This is a genomic window from Tenacibaculum aestuariivivum, from assembly GCF_964507685.1.
In the GTDB taxonomy this organism is placed as follows: Bacteria; Bacteroidota; Bacteroidia; order Flavobacteriales; family Flavobacteriaceae; genus Polaribacter; species Polaribacter aestuariivivum.
Window position 1 is genome coordinate 520,862 of the sequence record NZ_OZ208414.1, and the last position, 21,486, is coordinate 542,347.

Genomic DNA, 21,486 nt, shown 5'->3' on the forward strand with positions numbered 1-21,486 from the left:
TATTTTATAATTCTAAAAAGTTTTTCAATAAATTTTCACCAATACTTGCTGATTTTTCTGGGTGAAATTGCATCGCATAAAAATTATCCTTTTGCATAATTGAACTAAATGGCTGTATATAATTACAGGTTGCTATCGTTTGCTCACAAACTTCTGCATAAAAACCGTGTACATAATACACATCATCATTACTATTTAAATTTTCTACTATTTTTGATGGTTTAATTTCAGCGAAACTATTCCATCCCATGTGTGGTACTTTTTCTAAAGGCGGAAACTTTTTTGTTACCGTATTAAAAATACCTAAACATTTTGTGTTTCCTTCTTCTGAAAACACTCCCATAAGTTGTAACCCTAAACAGATACCTAATACTGGTTGCGTTAGCGATACTAAAAGTTCATCTAATTTACGTTCTTTTAAATACGCCATTGCCGAACTTGCTTCACCAACACCAGGAAAAATTACTTTTTTTGCTTGGCGTATTTCATCAGGATTATCTGTTATAATACTATCGTACCCTAAACGAGTAATAGCATTTTGAACCGAACGTATATTACCTGCATTGTATTTTATAATTGCAATCATATTATTTTTCAATGATAAAATTTATAGCATTCCTTTTGTTGATGGTAAAATCATTTTACTACTATCTCTTTTTACAGCAACTTTTATTGCTTTTGCAAATGTTTTAAAAATAGCTTCAATTTTATGGTGTTCATTATCACCTTCAGCTTTTATATTTAAATTACATTTTGCGCCATCGGTAAATGATTTAAAAAAGTGAAAAAACATTTCTGTTGGCATTTTACCAATCATTTCTCTTTTAAAATCTGCTTCCCAAACTAACCAATTTCTACCTCCAAAATCAATAGCTACTTGCGCTAAACAATCGTCCATTGGTAAACAAAATCCGTAACGTTCTATTCCTAATTTATTACCTAAAGCAGTATTAAAAACTTCACCTAAAGCAATTGCAGTATCTTCAATTGTGTGGTGTTCATCAACTTCTAAATCTCCTTTAACTTGAATATCTAAATCCATTTGCCCATGACGTGCAATTTGATCTAACATATGATCGAAAAAATCAATTCCTGTACTAATGTTACTTTTACCAGTTCCATCAAGATTTAATTTAATATCAATCTTAGTTTCGTTAGTATTTCTAACAATAGCAGCTGTTCTTTCTTCTAACTTTAAAAACTCATAAATAGCATTCCAATCGCTACTTTCTAAGGCTATAAAATAATCTAATTCACTTCTTTTTACTGTAATTTCATCAGTCCCTAAAAAAGTTTCATCATTTATATAAATCCCTTTTGCTCCTAAATTTTTAGCTAATTCAACATCTGTTAAACGATCTCCAATAACAAATGAGTTTGCTAAGTCATATTCTTCCGAAAAAAACTTTGTTAACAAACCTGTATTTGGTTTTCTTGTAGGCTGATTATCTTTAGCAAAAGTAATATCAATAATTTCTTCTGAAAAAACAATTCCTTCTTCAGCCAATGTGCGCATTACAAATTTATGTACAGGCCAAAAAGTATTTTCTGGATACACTTCTGTTCCTAATCCATCTTGATTTGTAACTAAAACCAATTCGAAATCTAATTCTTTAGCTATTTTGCTTAATCCTTGAAATACCTTCGGATAAAAGGCTAATTTTTCAAATGAATCTGTTTGTTCGTCTGCTGGTTCTTTAATTAAAGTTCCGTCTCTATCTATAAATAATACTTTTTTCATGTGCTGATTTTCAATAAAAATACTCCGTTAATTTATTTTTGAAGTGATAATTATTAAATTGATTTTAATGCTGTGATTAATCGTTTATTTTCGTCTATACTTCCTACCGTAATTCGTAAACAGTTATCTACTAACGTATTTCTGTTTCTGGTAATTATTTTATCGGCTACTAATTTATTGTAAATTACATTTGCATCCGTTACTTCTATCAGAATAAAATTAGCTTCGGTAGGATATATTTTTTTAACTAATTTAATATCGCTTAACGCTTTTATCAACGTTTCTTTTTCGTTGATAATACTATTTTTATTGATTTCAAACTGAGCTAAATTATCTAAAGATGCTATTACAGCTTCTTGATTTAAAGTACTCACATTATAAGGTGGTTTCACTTTATTATATAAATCGATAACTTCCGAATTTGCGTATGCTGCACCTACTCTTACTCCTGCTAACCCCCAAGCTTTACTGAAAGTTTGACTTACAATTAAGTTTGGATATTTTTCTAATTTAGTACTATAAGAAGCTCTTGAACTAAAATCAATATAAGCTTCATCAATAATTACAATTCCATTAAAGTTCTCTAATATGTATTCAATTGTTTCATCATCAAAACAGTTTCCTGTAGGGTTATTTGGCGAACAAATAAATATAATTTTCACTTCTTCCATATCTAAATATGGTTGTAGTTGATTTAAATTTATTTGAAAATCATTTAATAACGGTTGTTTAATCAACTCAACATCATTAATACCTGCAGAAACATCGTACATACCATAAGTAGGCGAAAATGTTACCGCTTTATCTTTTCCTGGTTCACAGAAAATTCTGAATGCTAAATCAATTACTTCATCACTACCATTTCCTATAAATATTTGATTTTCATCAACTTTCTTAAGTACTGATAATCGTTCTTTAATTTTTATTTGCCTAGGATCTGGATACCTATTTAATGTTCCAAAAGGGTTTTCATTCGCATCTAAATATACCTCTGCTTCACCTTTAAATTCATCTCTTGCCGATGAATATGCTTTTAACTTCTTTATGTTAGCGCGAACTATTTTATCTAAATTAAACATTCTCAATATCTTTTAATCTTAAAGTAACAGCATTTTTATGTGCTTGTAAACCTTCGGCCTCTGCCATTAATTCAATTGCTTTTCCTATAGTACTTATTCCTTGCTTTGTTACTTCTTGAAAAGTAATTTTTTTGATAAAACTATCTAAAGAAACACCACTATAATTTTTAGCATAACCGTTTGTTGGTAACGTGTGATTTGTACCACTTGCATAGTCTCCAGCACTTTCACAACTATAGTTCCCTAAAAATACCGAACCTGCATTTACTATTTTATCAATATATAATGATGCATTTTCAGAAGCAATAATTAAATGTTCTGGTGCATATACATTACTAAAAGAAATCATTTCATCCGAAGAATTTAAAACAACTACAAAGCTATTTTCTAATGCTTTTTCAGCTGTTTCTTTTCTCGGTAATTCTTTTACTTGCTTCGCTACTTCGGCAAGTACATTCTCTGAAACCTCTAATGATGTTGTTACTAAAACCGCTTGACTATCTGCTCCGTGTTCGGCTTGCGATAATAAATCGGCAGCTACAAATGCAGCGTTTGATGTTTCATCGGCAATAACTAAAACTTCACTTGGTCCCGCTGGCATATCAATAGAAAGCCCTTCTTGCTGAACTAATTCTTTCGCTTTTGTTACATACTGATTTCCTGGACCTAATATTTTATATACACTAGGAATTGTTTCTGTACCATATGCCATTGCTCCGATTGCCTGAGCTCCACCAACTTTAAAAATTTTGGTAACACCAACTAATGCCGCCGTATATAAAATTGCAGGATGTACTTTTCCTTCTTTATTAGGAGGTGTACACAATACTATTTCTTTACAACCTGCTATTTTTGCAGGAGTTGCTAGCATTAAAATAGTTGAAAACAAGGGTGCTGACCCTCCTGGAATATACAAACCAACTTTTTCAATAGCAACACTTTTACGCCAACAAGTAACACCCGCAGTAGTAACAACTTTTTTCTCTTCCTCTTTTTGAGAATTATGAAAAACTTCAATGTTACTTTTTGCTAATTGAATTGCTTCTTTTAACTCCGAACTAACTAATTTTTCAGCTTCTTCAATTTCTGTATTAGTTACTTCAAAAGAAGTTAAAGAAACTTTATCGAATAATTCGGCATATTTTGTTAATGCTTTATTTTTATTGATTTTGACATCATTTAAAACATTTTGAACCGTTTCTTGTAAATTATTTTGATTTAAGGTTGCCCTTTTACAAAGCTGTTTCCAATCTTTTACTGCTGGATATTTTATAATTTTCATGTTATTTCTTCTTAAAACACTGATTAAACAACCATTTTTTCAATAGGACATACTAAAATACCTTCAGCTCCATTCTTTTTAAGCTCGTCTATAACATCCCAAAACTCATCTTTATCTAAAACTGAGTGCACCGAACTCCAGCCTTTTTCTGATAATGGCAATACCGTTGGGCTTCTCATTCCTGGTAAAATACTGATAATTTTTTCTAATTTATCGTTTGGTGCATTTAACAAAATATATTTCGAGCGCCTTCCTTTTAAAACTGATTGAATTCTAAACTGTAATTTTTCTAAGATTTCTTTTTGAGTTTCATCTAATTTTGGAGAAACAGCTAAAACAGCTTCTGATCGTAAAATAACTTCTACTTCTTTTAAGTTGTTTTTAAATAAGGTAGAGCCACTTGATACAATATCACAAATACCGTCTGCTAATCCAATATTTGGAGCAATTTCTACAGAACCGTTAATAATATGTAATTTAGATGTGATATTTTTGGTTGCTAAAAAATCTTGAACTGTTTTAGGGTATGATGTAGCTATTCTTTTATCTTGAAAATATGATAACCCTGTATATTTATCTCCTTTAGGAATTGCTAAAGATACTTTACATTTAGAAAAACCTAGTTTTTCTATAAACTGAATATCCCCTCCTTTTTCAACTAATAAATTTTCGCCAATAATAGCAGCATCAACAACACCGTCTTTTAAGTATTGAGGAATATCACCATTTCGAAGATAAAAAATTTCTAATGGAAAGTTACTTGCTGCGGCTTTTAATTGGTCTTTTCCATTATCGATAGAAATACCACAACTTTTTAAAAGACTTAATGAATCTTCGTTTAATCTTCCTGATTTCTGAATTGCAATTCTTAATTTACTCATCTTAATTTTTATTTATCAATTTAATTTGAGCAAATTTTCAACGTGTAGTTTACTTTATTTTTTAAAAATAAAAAACCCGCTTGATTTGCTCAAACGGGTTTAAAATATATGTTGTTTTTAGTCAATACATCTTTAGTTCGCCTGAGTGCAAATATGAGAATGATGATGATGTAATTGATTAAAATTCATGTTCTTATTTTGATGATACAAATATTTGTCTTTTTTTTTTATCTCACAAGGAAAAAATCAAATTTAAACAAATTACCTTTAAATGTTAATTATTAATTACTTTATGAAAAATTTAATCAAAATTAAATTTCACCTCAAAATTTACAAAATTTTTATTGTTAGATACTTAAATAAATTCAGTATAATAGTTTTAAATCAATACTAAAAAAAACTCGTTAAACCAAAAAACCACCTAAAAATAGGTGGTTATTTATATAAAAATTTTAAAATATAATTTAAAAATTATGCCTTAAATTGAATCTTACGCATACGTAAGCTTTCAGGAGTAACTTCTAAATATTCATCAGCTTTAATATATTCCATGTTTTCTTCTAAAGAGAAATCAATTTTTGGAGCAATTTTCATAGCGTCATCAGTACCTGATTTACGCATATTTGTTAATTGTTTTCCTTTTATTAAATTTACAGCCATATCGTCAGACTTACTGTTCTCTCCAATTACTTGACCAATATAAATCTCTTGATTTACATCAATAAAGAATTTACCTCTATCTTGTAAACGGTTTAATGCATATGCAGTAGCCTTACCAGTTGCAGCAGAAATAATAGCTCCTTTTACCTCTTCAGTAAAGTCTCCTTTATAAGGACCATACTCACTAAATCTGTGGTTAATAATTGCTTGACCTGCTGTTGCAGTTAAAATTTTATTTCTTAAACCAATTAATCCACGAGAAGGAATAGAGAACTCTAAATGTTGTAAATCTCCTTTAGGCTCCATGATTAATAAATCTCCTTTACGTAAAGAAACTAAGTTTACAGCTTTAGAAGCAACATCTTCTGGTACATCAATAGATAATGTTTCCATTGGTTCATGTTTCTTACCATCTACCATTTTAATAATTACTTGTGGTCTTCCCACTTGTAATTCATATCCTTCACGACGCATTGTTTCAATAAGTACAGATAAGTGTAATACACCACGCCCGTAAACATTAAATTTATCTTCAGAATCGGTCGTTTCAACTTTTAATGCTAAGTTTTTCTCTAATTCTTTAAACAGACGATCACGAATGTGACGAGATGTAACAAATTTACCTTCTTTACCAAAGAAAGGAGAATTGTTAATGGTAAACAACATACTCATAGTAGGTTGGTCAATTTCTGTTCTTGGTAATGCTTCTGGGTTTTCTAAATCAGCGATAGTATCTCCAATTTCAAATCCTTCAATACCTGTAATAGCACAAATATCTCCACAAGGTACTTTTTCTACCTGAACCTTACCCATTCCTTCGAATACGTGTAATTCTTTAATTCTTACTTTTTTAGTAGAACCATCAGCTTTACATAACATGTAGTCTTTACCTACTTCTAAATCTCCACGGAAAACACGACCAATAGCAATTCTACCTGTAAAAGCAGAAAAATCTAAAGATGTAATTTGCATTTGAGGAGTTCCTTCGTTATACTTAGTTGCAGGAATAGATTCTAATACAGCATCTAATAAAGGTACAATGTTATCAGTTTCATTTTTCCAATCAGTACTCATCCAGTTGTTCTTTGCAGAACCATAAATTGTAGTAAAGTCTAATTGCTCTTCAGTAGCTTCTAAAGCAAACATTAAATCAAAAACTTTTTCATGAACGATGTCAGGAGTACAGTTTTCTTTATCAACTTTATTTACAACTACAATAGGGGTTAATCCTAACTCTAAGGCTTTACCTAAAACAAAACGAGTTTGTGGCATAGGTCCTTCAAATGCATCAACTAATAATAAAACACCATCAGCCATTTTTAATACACGCTCTACTTCTCCACCAAAATCGGCGTGACCAGGTGTATCAATTACATTTATTTTTGTGTTCTTATAGTTTACTGATACGTTTTTAGAAAGAATTGTAATTCCTCTTTCACGCTCTAAGTCGTTATTATCTAACAATAAATCAGTACGTTCTTTACGATCGTCTAATACTTTTGCTTGATCTATAATTTTATCTACCAAAGTGGTCTTACCGTGGTCAACGTGGGCTATAATAGCAATATTTCTAATTGGTTGCATTCTTGGTGTTTTTTAAAGTTGCAAAACTAGTGTTTTATATTATTAATATAATATAAATAAAGACGATTTATTTTTATTACTCTAAATTATCGTCATTTTCTCTAAAAGATGTTGGTAATATGTCTGGAATTAATTTAATTAATAACGGAAGTAATAAAGCTCCTCCAGGCAACATAAACACTGTAAAAGCAGGTATTGCTTTACAAATATCTAAAGTTTGCTGTTTAATTTTATCTTTTTCTTCTTCAGATAATTTAACCGTAAAAGATTTTTTTATTAAAAAAACTAATTCTTTGCTTTCTTCTAGTTCTTTTGCTAATCGTCTTTTATTAACTTTTAAGGCTTGCTTTATTTCGTCAACTGTATTCATTACAGTTTACGACGTTTTCTTTCTATTTTTATTAAATTAAGTTCTCTTGATGTTTGTCCTGCAACTGATGTATTTTCTTCAGCTCTACGAATTAAATATGGCATCACATCTCGTACAGGTCCAAAAGGAACATACTTTGCAACATTATATCCTTCTTTTGCTAAATTAAAACTAATATGATCACTCATTCCGTATAACTGACCAAACCACATACGCTTATCATTAGGCTTAATACTATATTCTTTAGCTAAATTCATTAATAAATAAGAACTTTCTTCATTATGTGTTCCTGCAAAAATGGCTAAACTTTTGTGTTCCATCATAAAATGAACTGCTTCATTATAATTATCATCAGTAGCTTGTTTATTTTTACATATTGGCGACAAGTATCCTTTATCTTCAGCTCTTTCACGTTCCTTTTCCATATAAGCTCCACGTACTATCTTCATACCTATGTGATACCCTTTTTGATGTGCACGTTGATATAAACCACGTAAATAGTGCATACGGTCATGACGATACATTTGCAAAGTATTAAAAACTATAGCTTTATTTTTATTATACATCTCCATTAATTCTTCAATTAAATCATCAGCTGCATCTTGCATCCAACTCTCTTCTGCATCAATTAATAATGGTACATCTTTTTCAACGGCCAATTTACATACCATATGAAAACGTTTTAATACTCTACTCCACTCCTCTTTTTCATCAACTGTTAACTCTTTTTTCTCGCTTATTTTTTGGTATAAAGCAAAACGTCCAAACCCTGTTGGTTTAAAAACGGCATAAGGTATTGATTCTTTTTCATCAGAAAACTGAATAATTCTTACTATTTTATTAAGAGCATCATCAAAACTAACTTCATCTTCTTTACCTTCTACTGAATAATCTAAAACACTATACACATTTCCTTTTTTGTGCATTTTCTCAATATTTGGCAAACAATCATCTTCTGTTACTCCTCCACAAAAATGATCGAATACTGTTGATCTAATTAAACCTTCAACAGGTAAGTGTGCTTTTAATGCAAAATTAGTTACTGCAGTACCAATACGTACCATTGGTTGATTTTGTATCATCCTAAATAAAAAATATGCGCGTTCTAACTCTGAGTCAGATTTTAATTTAAAAGCAATTTCGGTGTTATTAAAAAGTGTCATTATAAGTAGTCCTGTTATATTTAATTCAAAGACAAATATAAATCTACTCTATGATATATTTTAATTTTTTCTATTTATTTTTGCTTTAAATTTTAAGACTAAAATGATCTCTATTCAAGCAGTAACTTACCCTATTGATTTTAATGAAAAAGCGTACACAGCATTAGCTGGTTTAATACGTAGTAGTAATTATTCTTCTATTTTTATATTAGTTGATAATAATACTATTACTCATTGTTATCCTCGTTTTATTAAACTACTAGAAACTGATAAAAAAATTGAAGTTATTGAAATTGAAGCTGGTGAAGTAAATAAAAATATTAATACTTGTGTTGGTGTTTGGAATGCTATGACTGAGCTAGGTGCTGATAGAAAAAGTTTATTGATTACTTTGGGTGGAGGTGTAATTACTGATTTAGGTGGTTTTGTTGCCTCAACTTTTAAACGTGGTATTGATTTTGTAAACATTCCAACAACTCTATTAAGTATGGTAGATGCTTCTGTTGGAGGTAAAACAGGTGTTGATTTAGGCGTTTTAAAAAATCAAATAGGTTTATTTACTAATCCGAAAATGATTGTGTTGGATCCTGAATACCTACAAACACTTTCTGCTAGAGAAATTAGATCTGGTACTGCTGAAATTATTAAATATGGAATGACACATGATATTCATTTATTTAATGAAATTAAAGATAATATAAAATTAAATATAGTAGATCTAATTCATCGTTCTATTGAAATAAAAAACGAAGTTGTTTTAGAAGATCCTAAAGAGAATGGAATTCGTAAAGCTTTAAATTGGGGGCATACTATTGGCCATGGTGTTGAATCTTATTTTTTAGAAAGTAGCCATAAAGAAAATTTAACACATGGAGAAGCAATTGCTGTTGGTATAATTTGTGAAACATATATTTCATCTAAGTTAACAGGTTTTCCTTTAAATAAAGTTAAAAGTGTTAAAAATGCTATTATTACTATTTATGGTAAAGTTCCTGTTATAGAAGGTGATTTTAATGCTATTTTAAATTTTATGAAACATGATAAAAAAAATATAAACGGCGAAATTAATTTTGTTCTATTAGAAGATTTTGAAAAGTTTAAAATAAACTGTAAAGTTTCTAATGAATTAATTAAAGAAAGTTTAAAGTATTATAATGAATAAAAAAAAGAGCTACTGAGTAGCCCTTTTTTTTATCTAGTTAACTTTACAGGTATACTGTCTTGTGTACCATATAATTTAATTTCAGTAATATCAGCAGGCATATTTAAACCGTTTTTAATAATTATTCTTTTAACATTTTTAATAACATCACTTTTTACTTCAAGTGCTGCTCTTTTATATTCTTTTGTTTTTGTCCAAAAAATAATTTTTAAATTTACAGTACTTACTCCCAAACTATCTACAGTAACAAAACATTGATGTTCATCTGTATCAATAACTCCTAACGTATTAACGACTGTATCTATAATTACCTTTTTAGCTAAATCTACATCGTCTTCATAATCAATACCTACAATAAAATCTAATCGATAAAAACCATCTTCAGTATAATTGTAAACTGCTTTTTTTATAACATCACTATTAGGTATGTAAACATCTCTACCATCAAAGGTTTTAAGCTTGGTAAATCTAAACTCCATCATTTTAACTTTACCAAAAATATCTCCAATCATAACCGTATCATTGATGTTGAAAGGACGATTAAATGATAATATTACACCTGAAATAAAATTCTCTCCTACGTCTTTAAAGGCAAAACCTATGATTACAGCTGATGCTCCTGCAGCAGTTAATACTCCTGCTGCAACACCGCCTAATCCTGCTGTTTTTAAAGCTAACATTATTATTAAAACTATAAATGCTGTTTTAACTGTTTTTGTTAAAAAGTTAGTCATTAAAGGATCTTTCGATTTTTTAGCTACGGCTTTTCTAAAAACTTTAATGATTGATTTTGTAATTAAAAAACCTAGTACTATAATAAGTATTGCTATAAAAATTTCTGGAACTTGCTCTAAGAACTGATACCAATACTGTTGAATTGAATTTTTTAATTTTTCAATGGTGTTATTAAAATTCATGTAAATTTATACGTTAATTTTATTACTATTCTATAGTATTAACTTTTTTTAAGATAATACTATATCTTCTTTTAACTGTTCAACTGTTTTCTTCGTCCAAGCATTAAGTGTCCAACTTGTTTTTTCTAATGATGCGATATAACCTCCAATTAAATCTATAGTTCCCTCATCTTCTGCTTCTTCTGCTTTTTTTATAACATTAGTCATTTGCTTTAATAACGTTTTATGATCTTCTAACAAAATACAAACCATATCTGCATCTGTTTGAAAAGGACTTTCTTCTGATATATTTGATATTTTTAAATATCTACTATACCTACTTATTGGGTGATATTGTAAAGTTAAAATACGTTCTGCTATTTCATCAATTTTAACTCTAGCATCACCATACATTTCTTCAAATTTAACATGTAACTCAAAAAAATTTTTACCTACAATATTCCAATGAAAATTTCTTAATTTCTGATAATAAACATGATAATCTGCTAACAATTGGTTCAACTCTTTTGCTACTGGTAAAATACTCTCATTCTGCATGTTTAAATAATTCATCTTGTTATTTTTTTAGATTAATAATACTTACACTACAAAATTAACACCTTTATTAACACAAGCTTTGCTCATTTAATACAGAAACTTGCTCATTTCATTTTACTAGATTTTTAAACAAAAAAAAAGAACGAGATAACCTTCGTTCTTTTTTTGTTTTGATATAAACACTATATACATACCATAATAATATGTTATAAATCGAATGTTTCAAAGATAGCGTACTCAAGTTTATTTGAGTTCTTATTCTTATATTCGATTACAAAGTTATTGTTTTTATTATAGTACCCCACTCCATTAAAATCATTTCCTTCTACAATGTAAAAATTATTATTAATTGATTTTATAGCTTTTGTTGAAGTAATATCTTTTTCATTTACTTTATAAGTAATTAGTAAATTATCTTCATCAATAAAAAAACTATACCTAACTCCTTTATATTTATAATATTTAACACTTGTTTTTATATCATAATTAGCATCAACATCATTGTCAACCATAATATTTTTTTTAATAACAACAGGACTTTCTACTCTGTTTTGATTTAATTCATACTTTTGATTGGGATTAAACTTTGTTCTCTGTGATTTTTCTGTTGTAACTTTAACCTTTGTTGCATAATCAATTCCTTTTTCTGTAGTTTTTTTTACTTTTTTAACCTCTGTTGTTTTAATAATATCTGACTGAGAATTAACAGTTTCAGTGGCTCCAATTAACAGTAAACTAATAATTAAATTTTTCATTTTAAATATATTTTTAAATTATAAATAACTTTTTAAATAGTGATGATGTGTATACTTTTAGCATCAATTTTTATTGAGTTATTTTTGTTATTATAATTTTTTCCTTCCTGTTACCAATGAAATTACAAATAGGATAATAAAAATAAAAAATGCTATTTTAGCAAAGCCTGCTGATGCTCCTGCAATTCCTCCAAATCCTAAAACTCCTGCAATTAATGCTATAATAATAAATGTGATTGTCCAACGTAACATATTTTTTGTTTTTAAAGATTAATAATAAGTTTATGTACTTCTAACGTACACTACAAAGTTACTGCTAGCACCTAAACACTCTTTACTCATTTAAATAGATTATTAACTCATTTAAAAAAAATGAAATGAGCTAATATTAATTTCTTTTGCATTAAAAACCACCTCTTACAGTACATATGTTTGTGTATGTTTTTTTAAACAGAAAAACTACTCTTTATATTGACATATTAAAGTGTAGTATTTAATATACTTTTTTATATAAAACTAAAATGAGCTAAAATGAATTATAAATTATCGAACATAGCTACAAAAGATCATATAAAAGATTTTACAAAACTTTCTTTTAAATATCCTTATATATATAAACCTAGACTTAAAATAAATGGCTTTAAAGAGCAAACAATAATAATTATTACTTCAGATAATCCTAAAATTATTAGCCAAGGAATTTGGGGGTTATTACCTCAAAACTATTCTGAAAACTGGAGTAAATTTCAAAAAATTAAAAATACCTTGCATACTAATATAAAAGAAATTAAAAATAACATTTTATACAAAGAGGCTTTACTAAAACGTAGGTGTTTAATTATTGTAACAGGTTTTTATACTCATAAAATTATAGATAATACTATTGAAAATTATTTAGTTGAAAAAAAACATCAACAACCTTTTTATTTAGCTGGAATTTATAATATTACAAATGATGGCTTTATAACTTGCTCTGTTATAAATACTAAAAATTCAAAAGCAATAGCGTCTTTTAATAACATATATAAATTAATGCCTTTACAAATTCCTGAAATATTTAAAAACATGTGGCTAAATAATGAAACCCCTATTGAAGACATTAATTTTTTAATTGAAAAGACATATAAAACAGTATTTAAAATTCAAAAAATAGCTTCTTAAGTATAAAAATTAACTAATTTTAATTTGGCTTTCTTGTTTGTTTTTCAAAAATTCACTTGGACTTATGCCATATTTACGCTTAAATATTTTAGAAAAATAACTTCTACTAGAAAAACCTATTGAATATACTATTTGTGATATATTATAGTCAGTATTATTAATTAAATCACGTGCTTCCTCTAATCTAACATGCCTTATATACTCTATAACAGTTCTTGAAAAAAGTAACTTAAAACCCTCTTGAAGTTTAGCTTGTGGAATTCCCATCTCTTCTGAGATATTTTCTACATTATAATCTTCTGCTACATTTTTCACAATCCGTTGTCCTATTTTTCGTACTAAACTAATTTCTTTTTTAGTTAAAGTAGTTATAGGCATTTTTTCTCTTTTATGATCCTTATTGTGTTGTTGCATATGTTCCGATAAAATTTGATATACAATACCTTCTTTTATCAAAATACGAATCATTCCTTTTTGCTTAATTTCATTATATTGTTTAATAAGATTTGCTATTTTTAAATTATACGTTCCATAATATGCAAAAACCTTTTCATGCTGCTGATCATGAAAAACTTCATATAATTTTTGATTTAAAACAGAAGCATCATTTAAACGTTTATTTATAAACTTAACCCTATTAATTTGAATTAAATGTATTTGTACTTTTACATCTTTTTCAAAATACCCATAATTATAACCACCCTCTTTACTTGTAATAATAACAGATTGGTACTGTGCTATTTTTCTTTTTTTGTTTTCTAACTCAAACCTATGAAAAGAATAACCTTCTGTTGTATATGTAAAATGAATAGGGTTAAACTCTGAAGCATCCATTACAAGGGTAATAGCATCTAAAAAAATAATATCGTACTGTAAAACACTTCCTCCCCATTCAAAATTTAAAAAAGTAATAGTTCCTCTTGCTAAATCACTATCAACCTCTAATAAATACTCTCCCCATCTTTCAGTAATAGTACCTCCAATAACTTGCTGTATTTGCTTAACTGTTCCAGCAGTATCAGATGCGGTTATTTTAATTGTAGTCATCCCTTTCCTTTTTAATTACAAAATTACAGTTATTTATTATTAATATGTTAAAATATTTTAAAATAGTACTTTTCGGTATGAGCAAACATCAAATAAATATGAACTAAGCCTACTTACAATTATGTTGTAATTTTACTTTGTAAGAATAAAAATAAAACAAATGAAAATTTTAAATATAATATTAATAAGTTTTTTCTTTTTTTTAGTTTTAAACACTAGTACTCAACAAATTTTCAAAAATACCATTAGTGTAACGATTGATGATAATGACAGATTTGGAGGATAACTTTCTTACCAACATTATTTAAAAGAAAATAATAGATTAGAATTTGATTTCGGTTTTAGAAACTCTAAAAACGTTGATGCTTTTAAACTTGTAGGTTTATATCAGTGGGTAAATAAATTAGGTGATAACTTTAATTGGTTTTTAGTCGCTGGTACCGGTATTAATTAATATGGCACATCTGATAAAAATCGTTTTTTTTACATTAATTACAGGTAATTTAGATATTGAGTATAATTTTAATATCCCTTTAATTATATCTTTAGATATGAAACCCGAAATTGGTTTAAACAATAATTATAATGATGATTTAGATATAGCTTTAAGCATTAGATAGCGTTTCTAGTCAAAAAAAAATAATTAACTCAACTAACCTTAAAATAAAAATATTATAGATAAGATAATTAAAATATTATTAGTTATATCTGGATTTGTATTAACCGCATACGGAGTGTACAAAGTTATTGCTCCTGAAGTAATATTAGATATTGGTATTGTAGAATTTAACTCTAAAAACAATAAGAAAGCCTATATTTCTTTAACTGTAGGTATCACTATACTCGTTATTTCTGGTTTTGTAAAAAAGAAATAACTCAAACAAATAATAAAAAAAGCAAGACAATATTTTACTTTTTTTATTATTTGTTTGAACATTTTTTATATATTTCTTCATACGCAGGTAATATATTTTCTAAAGAAAATAATTTAATGTGTTTTTTTGCATTTTCTTTAAATTCCGTTAAAATAGCTTCATTATTTAAAATTTGAATAGCATTATTAGCCATATCATCTACATCTCCTAAACTACTTAAATACCCTGTTTTTCCATGAATATTTACCTCTGGTAAACCACCACAATTGGTTGAAATAACGGGGGTTCCTGCTGCCATTGCTTCTAAAGCTGCTAATCCAAAACTTTCTGTTTCTGATGGCAATAAAAAAACATCTGAATAGCATAATATTTTAGCTACTTCGTTACTGTTTCCTAAAAATAATACCTTATCTTCTATATTTAATTTTTTTGCTAAATTTTCAGCTTTTAATCGCTCAGGTCCATCACCTACCATCAGTAATTTAGATGGTACTTCTTTTTGAATTTTATTAAAAATTTGAATAACATCTTGTGTACGTTTTACGGGTCTAAAATTACTTACATGAGTTACTATTTTTTCTTCTGGAGTAGCCAAAGCAATTCGCTTACACTCTCCTTGATGAGCTTGCTTATATTTTTCTCCATCAATAAAATTATAAACAACTTTAATATTTTTTTCTATATTAAATAAACGTAAAGTATCATCTTTTAAACTATTAGAAACTGCTGTTACCTCATCTGATTTATTAATACTAAATTCTACAGCAGTTTTATAGGTTGGATGACTTCCAACCAAAGTTATATCAGTACCATGTAATGTTGTTACTACTTTAACATTAATATTTTTTTCTTCTAACATTTTTTTTGCCATATATGCTGCATATGCATGTGGAATAGCATAATGTACGTGCAAAACTTCTAGCTGATGTTTTTCTACAACCTCAACCATTTTACTAGACAATGCTAACTCATATGGCTGATATTGAAATAATGGATACTCTTCTAAAACAACTTCATGAAAATGTAAACGATGCGAAAAAAAAGCTAATCGAACAGGTTGATTATACGTTATAAAATGAACTTCATGTCCTTTATCAGCAAGTGCCATTCCTAATTCTGTAGCCACTACTCCACTACCTCCAAAAGTCGGATAACATACAATTCCTATTCTCATAATTAAGTTTGATTTAAAAATGTTTATTAATGTAAATTTACAATATTACACACGCTTTTTTGTAAATAAAAGCATAAAAAAATCCCGCTATAAAGCAGGATTTTTATTTTATATATAAAATAAAAATTTAGTAATCTCCTAATGTTTCTGGGTTTTGAGCTAATGATTCTGCTAATTGCTCATCATTTGGCGCCTTACCATGCCAAGCATGTGTATTCATCATAAAGTCAATTCCATTACCCATTTCTGTATACAATAATATACAAACCGGCTTTCCTTTACCAGTACGAGATTTAGCGTCTGCCAAGCCATTTAAAATAGCTGTTACATTATTTCCTTCTTTTACTTCTAACACATCCCAACCAAAAGCCTCAAACTTAGCTTTTAAGCTTCCCATTGCTAATACCTGATCAGTAGTACCGTCAATTTGTTTTTCGTTTACATCAATTGTTGAAATTAAGTTATCAACTTTTTTTCCTGCTGCATACATAGCTGCTTCCCAAATTTGACCTTCTTGTAATTCACCATCACCATGTAAGGTGTATACAATTTTATCATCTCCATTTAACTTTTTAGCTTGTGCTGCTCCAATAGCAACACTCATTCCTTGACCTAAGGAACCTGAAGCAATACGAATACCTGGTAAATGTTCATGAGTGGTTGGGTGCCCTTGTAAACGAGTATCTAACTTTCTAAAAGTAGCTAACTCTGCTACTGGGAAAAAACCACTACGTGCCAAAACACTATAGTAAACTGGTGATATGTGTCCGTTTGATAAAAAGAATAAATCTTCATTATTCCCGTCCATCGTAAAATCAGTAGAATAATCCATGACTTCTTGATACAAACAGGTTATAAATTCTGCACATCCTAAAGAACCTCCAGGGTGTCCTGAACTTACTGCGTGTACCATTCGAACTATATCTCTACGAACTTGTTGTGTAAACTCTTGAAGTTGTTGTGTTGCTGGCATTGTTGTTTTGTTTTATCTTGACAAAAGTAACTGTTTAAAAAACAATTGCCAATTACTTTTTTTAAGTTTTTTGCTTTTTCTTTTTTGCTGCAGGAAAAAGTACGTTATTTAAAATTAAACGATACCCTGGTGATGTTGGATGTAACTCTAACTCTGTTTTAGGATCTCCTATTCTATGCTGATAATCTTCAGGATCATGACCTCCGTAAAAAGTAAACATTCCTTTTCCTTTAGTTCCATGTATATATTTACCTTCGCTATTAGTGTTATTTTGCCCTAAAATTATAACTGTTGACTTTATAAATTGAGAATCAAAAGACGTGGTTTGTCCCATAAAACCTTTTACCAATTGTGTATGGTTTTGAGTTAACATTGTTGGCACCTGATCCCACTTCGCTGAAAACTCTTTTAGTGTAAAATAATCTACCTCTTTTTTAATTTTACGTTTACGAGTCATATCAATAGCAGAAAACTCATATGTTGTCGGATTACGAACTAATTCAAAATCTTTAAAAGCAAATGTTTTATTAAAATCTATTTTTGATTGATAATTAGGTTCTGAGGCATCTCCATCAAACATTCCTTCACAAATATCAACACCATCAGCTGCTAAAGCAATATCAAAACTATCCGTTGCCGAGCACATAGCAAACATAAAACCGCCACCAATTACATAATCACGTATTTTTTTTGCTACGGCTCTTTTTTCTTCAGATACTTTAGTAAAACCTAATTTTATTGCTAACGCTTCTGCTTCTTTTTTTTGTTGAATATACCAAGGTGCTGTTCTAAAAGCGCCATAAAAACGACCATATTGTCCTGTAAAATCTTCGTGATGTAAATGCAACCATTCATATAGTAATAATTTATCATTTAATACTTCTTCGTCATAAATTACATCAAACGGAATTTCAGCATACGTTAACACCATTGTTACCGCATCATCCCAAGGCATTTTACTTTTTGGAGAATACACTGCTATTTTGGGTGCTTTTTCAAGCGTAACCGCCTCTTGATTTTTAGAAGGTGATGAAATTTCTTCTAAAACAATTTGTGCCTTAGTATCTGAAATAACCTGATATGAAACCCCTCGTATTTTACATTCTTTTTCTACCGATTTATTATTTTCTAATAAAAAAGCACCGCCATCATAATTTAATAACCATTTTGCTTTTAAACCATTTTGTATTACATAATAAACAATTCCGTATGCTTTTAAATGATTTTTCTGATTTTCATGACTCATCGGTACGTAAATAAACGATGCCCAAATTGAGTTTGACAATAGTAATAATATTAGTATATATAGGTTTCTTATCATATCAAAAACTAAAATACACAATTACTACTTAGTAATTGTGTATTTTATATCTTTTTATAGTTTATTTACTTTTTAAAAAGGAACATCATCATCACTAGGTCCAAAGGCATCTTCTGGTGATGCAAAATTACTAGAGGCTACATCTGTATTAAAACCTGAGTCTATACTTGAATTCATACTTGATTGAAATTCACTACTAATACCCTCTTCTAAATCAGAAAATAAAGCTAAGTGACCTGTAAATTTTAAACGAATATTATCCATTCCTCCGTTACGGTGTTTTGCTACAATAAACTCTCCTTGTCCTTCACATGGTGAATGGTCATCATCATCCCATTCAGTCATTCCATAATATTCAGGCCTAAATATAAATGATACAATATCAGCATCTTGCTCAATCGCTCCTGATTCACGTAAATCTGATAATAAAGGTCGTTTTGAACCTCCACGAGTTTCTACTGCACGTGACAACTGAGATAACGCTATTACAGGTATACTTAACTCTTTTGCCAATGCTTTTAAGTTTCGTGAAATCGTTGATATTTCCTGTTCTCTATTTCCTCCAGATCCTCCTGCGGTCATTAATTGTAAATAATCAATTACAATTATTTTAACGTCATGTTGCGACACTAAACGTCGTGCTTTTGCTCGTAAATCAAAAATTGAAAGCGCAGGTGTGTCATCAATAAATATTGGTGCGTCAGAAAGTTTTTTAACTTTTACATTTAACTGTTCCCACTCATGTGGTTCTAAATTTCCTTTCCGTAATTTTTCAGAAGTTAACCCTGTTTCAGAAGAAATCATACGAGTAATTAATTGTACTGATGACATTTCTAATGAAAAAACAGCTACTCCATGTCCAAAATCAATAGCCATATTTTTTGCCATTGAAATTACAAATGCTGTTTTACCCATACCCGGACGTGCAGCAATAATAATTAAATCGGAAGGTTGCCAACCCGATGTTAAAGCATCTAACTTAGTAAATCCTGTGGCTAAACCACTCATCCCTTCTTTACCTGATATTTCTTGTATTTTGGTAATAGACTGCTGTACTAATGAATCTGCTCTTTCGGCTCCTTTTTTAAGATTTCCTTGGGTAACTTCAAATAATTTTCCTTCAGCGTCATCTAATAAATCAAAAACATCTACTGTTTCATTATAGGCATTTTCTATAATTTCAGAAGAAATTGTAATTAGCCTACGTTGAATATATTTTTCTAAAATAATTCGAGAATGAAACTCAATGTGTGCTGATGACGCTACTTTTTGAGTTAAACCAATTAAAAAAAAATCACCTCCAGCTACATCTAACTTTCCATCTTTTTTAAGTTGATTTGATACTGAAAGTAAATCAATTGGTTCAGAATTTTGAAACAACGTGTAAATAGCTCCATACACCTCCTGGTGCCTTTTATCATAAAAAGCCTCAGGACTAAGAATATCAATTACTTCATCAATTCCTTTTTTATCAATCATCATAGCACCCAAAACAGCCTCTTCTAGCTCTAAAGCTTGTGGTGGTATTTTTCCTTTTTCAAGACTAATAATTCTAGCCTTTTCAGTTTTTGTTCCTCTGAGAGATTGAGTTTTTTCCATAACTACAAATGTAATTTTTTAAGCTGATATTTATAGATGCTATTTTTAACTTTCTTTATACACAAGTTTTGTAAACAAAATGGTTATTAACTTGTTGATAACCTACTAACTTTCTTACTTTTGATAAATATGCAATATTATAAAAAAAAGTATTTAGTAATAGTTACCTTGCCTTTTCAAGTGTTGATTATACAATTTCTAAGCCAAAAACCTCAATGGGTAGAACTTTATTATAGTAACGGCCTTTATATATTTATTGCTAATTTTTTTCGCTATGTACTAGGTTGGATACCTTTTTCAGTTGGCGATGTTTTAGGCATATTTTTACTTATATTATTTATAAAAGCTATTTATAATTTAACAACAAATAAGTTTAAAAACATCCTTACACAACTATTAAACTTAACAACGCTATTATCACTTATTTATTTTTGCTTTTATGCTTTTTGGGGATTAAATTATTTTAGAGAGCCACTTGCTAAAAACCTTAGTTTACAACAGGCAACTTATACTACCAAACAGTTAACTAAAACAACCGAAAAAATTATTTTTGAATTAAATAAAATACACTTACAAATTACCAATAACGATACTATTAAAGTTAATATACCGTATACACACAAACAAATTTATAATTTAGCTGCTAATGGGTATAATAATTTAGCTACTACGTATCCGCAATTAGCTTATAAAAACGCATCTATAAAAAACTCTTTAGTAAGTTTATTTCAGTCGTATACAGGAACGGCTGGCTATATAAATCCAATCACTGGAGAGGCACAAGTAAATAATAAAATTCCCAAAACAACATATCCAGCAACTACCTGTCATGAAATAGCACATCAAATTGGCTGGGCTGCCGAAAATGAAGCTAATTTTGTTGGTTTTTTAGCTGCTATAAGTAATAATAATGTATACTTTAAATACAGTGGTTATAGAATGGCTTATAAATATTGTATTGCTGAAATTTATAAACGAGATAAAAACTTAGCTAATAAATTAAAAAACACCGTACATAAAGGTATTTATAAAGATTACAAAGAGAGCTATTTACATTGGAAAAAGTTTAAAAACCCTATTGAACCTTATTTAAAAATGGGATATAACTCTTATTTAAAAGCAAACAATCAATCAAAAGGCATAAAATCTTACAGTTATGTAGTAAATTTGTTAATTTCCTATTTTGATCAAAAAAAGTAAAAACC

23 protein-coding genes are annotated in these 21,486 nt (G+C 28.8%); 6 read left to right on the plus strand and 17 right to left on the minus strand.

Going from position 1 to position 21,486, the window contains the following annotated elements:
• Positions 1-4 precede the first annotated feature (4 nt).
• The 8 genes from hisH to ACN5J4_RS02255 all read right to left on the minus strand — a co-directional run bounded on the left by hisH (position 5) and on the right by ACN5J4_RS02255 (position 8,760).
• The gene (gene hisH, locus ACN5J4_RS02220; RefSeq protein ID WP_418650540.1) at positions 5-586 is read right to left on the minus strand and encodes an imidazole glycerol phosphate synthase subunit HisH; all 582 of its coding nucleotides are present in this window, start codon (positions 584-586) and stop codon (positions 5-7) included.
• 21 nt (positions 587-607) lie between these two features.
• Positions 608-1,741: a bifunctional histidinol-phosphatase/imidazoleglycerol-phosphate dehydratase HisB gene (gene hisB, locus ACN5J4_RS02225; protein ID WP_418650541.1), complete on the minus strand. Its 1,134-nt coding sequence runs from the start codon at positions 1,739-1,741 to the stop codon at positions 608-610.
• 53 nt (positions 1,742-1,794) lie between these two features.
• Positions 1,795-2,820: a histidinol-phosphate transaminase gene (hisC, locus tag ACN5J4_RS02230; RefSeq protein ID WP_418650542.1), complete on the minus strand. Its 1,026-nt coding sequence runs from the start codon at positions 2,818-2,820 to the stop codon at positions 1,795-1,797.
• Positions 2,813-4,102 (minus strand): histidinol dehydrogenase, encoded by a 1,290-nt coding sequence (gene hisD / locus ACN5J4_RS02235; protein ID WP_418650543.1) that lies wholly within the window; start codon positions 4,100-4,102, stop codon positions 2,813-2,815. The genes hisC and hisD overlap by 8 nt, the downstream gene beginning before the upstream one ends.
• A gap of 23 nt (positions 4,103-4,125) precedes the next feature.
• Positions 4,126-4,983 (minus strand): ATP phosphoribosyltransferase, encoded by an 858-nt coding sequence (gene hisG, locus ACN5J4_RS02240; RefSeq protein ID WP_418650544.1) that lies wholly within the window; start codon positions 4,981-4,983, stop codon positions 4,126-4,128.
• A 471-nt stretch (positions 4,984-5,454) separates the two neighbouring features.
• Positions 5,455-7,227, minus strand: coding sequence for a translational GTPase TypA (gene typA, locus ACN5J4_RS02245; protein ID WP_233884842.1), 1,773 nt, complete (start codon positions 7,225-7,227; stop codon positions 5,455-5,457).
• A 76-nt stretch (positions 7,228-7,303) separates the two neighbouring features.
• Positions 7,304-7,597 (minus strand): LETM1 domain-containing protein, encoded by a 294-nt coding sequence (locus tag ACN5J4_RS02250; protein WP_418650545.1) that lies wholly within the window; start codon positions 7,595-7,597, stop codon positions 7,304-7,306.
• The gene (locus ACN5J4_RS02255) at positions 7,597-8,760 is read right to left on the minus strand and encodes a proline dehydrogenase family protein (protein ID WP_418650546.1); all 1,164 of its coding nucleotides are present in this window, start codon (positions 8,758-8,760) and stop codon (positions 7,597-7,599) included. The genes ACN5J4_RS02250 and ACN5J4_RS02255 overlap by 1 nt, the downstream gene beginning before the upstream one ends.
• A 103-nt stretch (positions 8,761-8,863) precedes the next feature.
• On the opposite strand from ACN5J4_RS02255, the gene aroB reads away from it, so the two are divergent.
• Complete coding sequence (aroB, locus tag ACN5J4_RS02260) at positions 8,864-9,922, plus strand: 3-dehydroquinate synthase (RefSeq protein ID WP_418650547.1); 1,059 nt, start codon at positions 8,864-8,866, stop codon at positions 9,920-9,922.
• A 29-nt stretch (positions 9,923-9,951) separates the two neighbouring features.
• Here aroB and ACN5J4_RS02265 read toward each other — a convergent pair whose 3' ends face one another.
• From ACN5J4_RS02265 to ACN5J4_RS02280, 4 genes are all read right to left on the minus strand, one after another.
• Positions 9,952-10,839 carry a mechanosensitive ion channel family protein gene (locus ACN5J4_RS02265; RefSeq protein ID WP_418650548.1) on the minus strand — a complete coding sequence of 296 codons (888 nt, stop codon included), beginning with the start codon at positions 10,837-10,839 and terminating at the stop codon, positions 9,952-9,954.
• Positions 10,840-10,887: 48 nt separating this feature from the next.
• Positions 10,888-11,391, minus strand: a complete 504-nt coding sequence (locus ACN5J4_RS02270; protein ID WP_418650549.1) for a Dps family protein — start codon at positions 11,389-11,391, stop codon at positions 10,888-10,890.
• Positions 11,392-11,582: 191 nt separating this feature from the next.
• Positions 11,583-12,131, minus strand: coding sequence for a hypothetical protein (locus ACN5J4_RS02275; protein WP_418650550.1), 549 nt, complete (start codon positions 12,129-12,131; stop codon positions 11,583-11,585).
• Positions 12,132-12,221: 90 nt separating this feature from the next.
• Positions 12,222-12,383, minus strand: a complete 162-nt coding sequence (locus ACN5J4_RS02280; RefSeq protein ID WP_418650551.1) for a DUF1328 domain-containing protein — start codon at positions 12,381-12,383, stop codon at positions 12,222-12,224.
• Positions 12,384-12,662: 279 nt separating this feature from the next.
• Between ACN5J4_RS02280 and ACN5J4_RS02285 the strand changes: the two genes are divergently transcribed.
• Positions 12,663-13,292: an SOS response-associated peptidase family protein gene (locus tag ACN5J4_RS02285; RefSeq protein ID WP_418650552.1), complete on the plus strand. Its 630-nt coding sequence runs from the start codon at positions 12,663-12,665 to the stop codon at positions 13,290-13,292.
• Between the two features lie 9 nt (positions 13,293-13,301).
• Here the strand turns inward: ACN5J4_RS02285 and ACN5J4_RS02290 are convergent, their stop codons facing one another.
• Complete coding sequence (locus tag ACN5J4_RS02290) at positions 13,302-14,339, minus strand: helix-turn-helix domain-containing protein (protein ID WP_418650553.1); 1,038 nt, start codon at positions 14,337-14,339, stop codon at positions 13,302-13,304.
• A 160-nt stretch (positions 14,340-14,499) separates the two neighbouring features.
• Here ACN5J4_RS02290 and ACN5J4_RS02295 point away from each other — a divergent pair, with 160 nt between their 5' ends.
• The 3 genes from ACN5J4_RS02295 to ACN5J4_RS02305 all read left to right on the plus strand — a co-directional run bounded on the left by ACN5J4_RS02295 (position 14,500) and on the right by ACN5J4_RS02305 (position 15,214).
• Entirely contained in the window at positions 14,500-14,625 is a 126-nt protein-coding gene (locus ACN5J4_RS02295; RefSeq protein WP_418650554.1) for a hypothetical protein, read from the plus strand.
• Between the two features lie 169 nt (positions 14,626-14,794).
• Positions 14,795-14,959 carry a hypothetical protein gene (locus ACN5J4_RS02300; RefSeq protein ID WP_418650555.1) on the plus strand — a complete coding sequence of 55 codons (165 nt, stop codon included), beginning with the start codon at positions 14,795-14,797 and terminating at the stop codon, positions 14,957-14,959.
• 114 nt (positions 14,960-15,073) lie between these two features.
• A complete protein-coding gene (locus ACN5J4_RS02305) occupies positions 15,074-15,214 on the plus strand; it encodes a hypothetical protein (protein ID WP_418650556.1) in 141 nt (46 codons plus the stop codon).
• A 46-nt stretch (positions 15,215-15,260) separates the two neighbouring features.
• On the opposite strand, the gene bshA is transcribed toward ACN5J4_RS02305, so the two are convergent.
• The 4 genes from bshA to dnaB form a co-directional block, all read right to left on the minus strand.
• Positions 15,261-16,388 (minus strand): N-acetyl-alpha-D-glucosaminyl L-malate synthase BshA, encoded by a 1,128-nt coding sequence (gene bshA, locus ACN5J4_RS02310; protein WP_418650557.1) that lies wholly within the window; start codon positions 16,386-16,388, stop codon positions 15,261-15,263.
• A gap of 127 nt (positions 16,389-16,515) precedes the next feature.
• Positions 16,516-17,361, minus strand: coding sequence for a transketolase (locus tag ACN5J4_RS02315; protein WP_418650558.1), 846 nt, complete (start codon positions 17,359-17,361; stop codon positions 16,516-16,518).
• 61 nt (positions 17,362-17,422) lie between these two features.
• Positions 17,423-18,607 (minus strand): asparagine synthetase B, encoded by a 1,185-nt coding sequence (locus tag ACN5J4_RS02320; protein WP_418651125.1) that lies wholly within the window; start codon positions 18,605-18,607, stop codon positions 17,423-17,425.
• A gap of 147 nt (positions 18,608-18,754) precedes the next feature.
• On the minus strand, positions 18,755-20,281 hold the full coding sequence (dnaB, locus tag ACN5J4_RS02325) for a replicative DNA helicase (RefSeq protein ID WP_418650559.1): 1,527 nt from the start codon (positions 20,279-20,281) through the stop codon (positions 18,755-18,757).
• A 129-nt stretch (positions 20,282-20,410) separates the two neighbouring features.
• Between dnaB and ACN5J4_RS02330 the strand changes: the two genes are divergently transcribed.
• The gene (locus ACN5J4_RS02330; protein WP_418650560.1) at positions 20,411-21,481 is read left to right on the plus strand and encodes a DUF3810 domain-containing protein; all 1,071 of its coding nucleotides are present in this window, start codon (positions 20,411-20,413) and stop codon (positions 21,479-21,481) included.
• Positions 21,482-21,486: the final 5 nt, after the last annotated feature.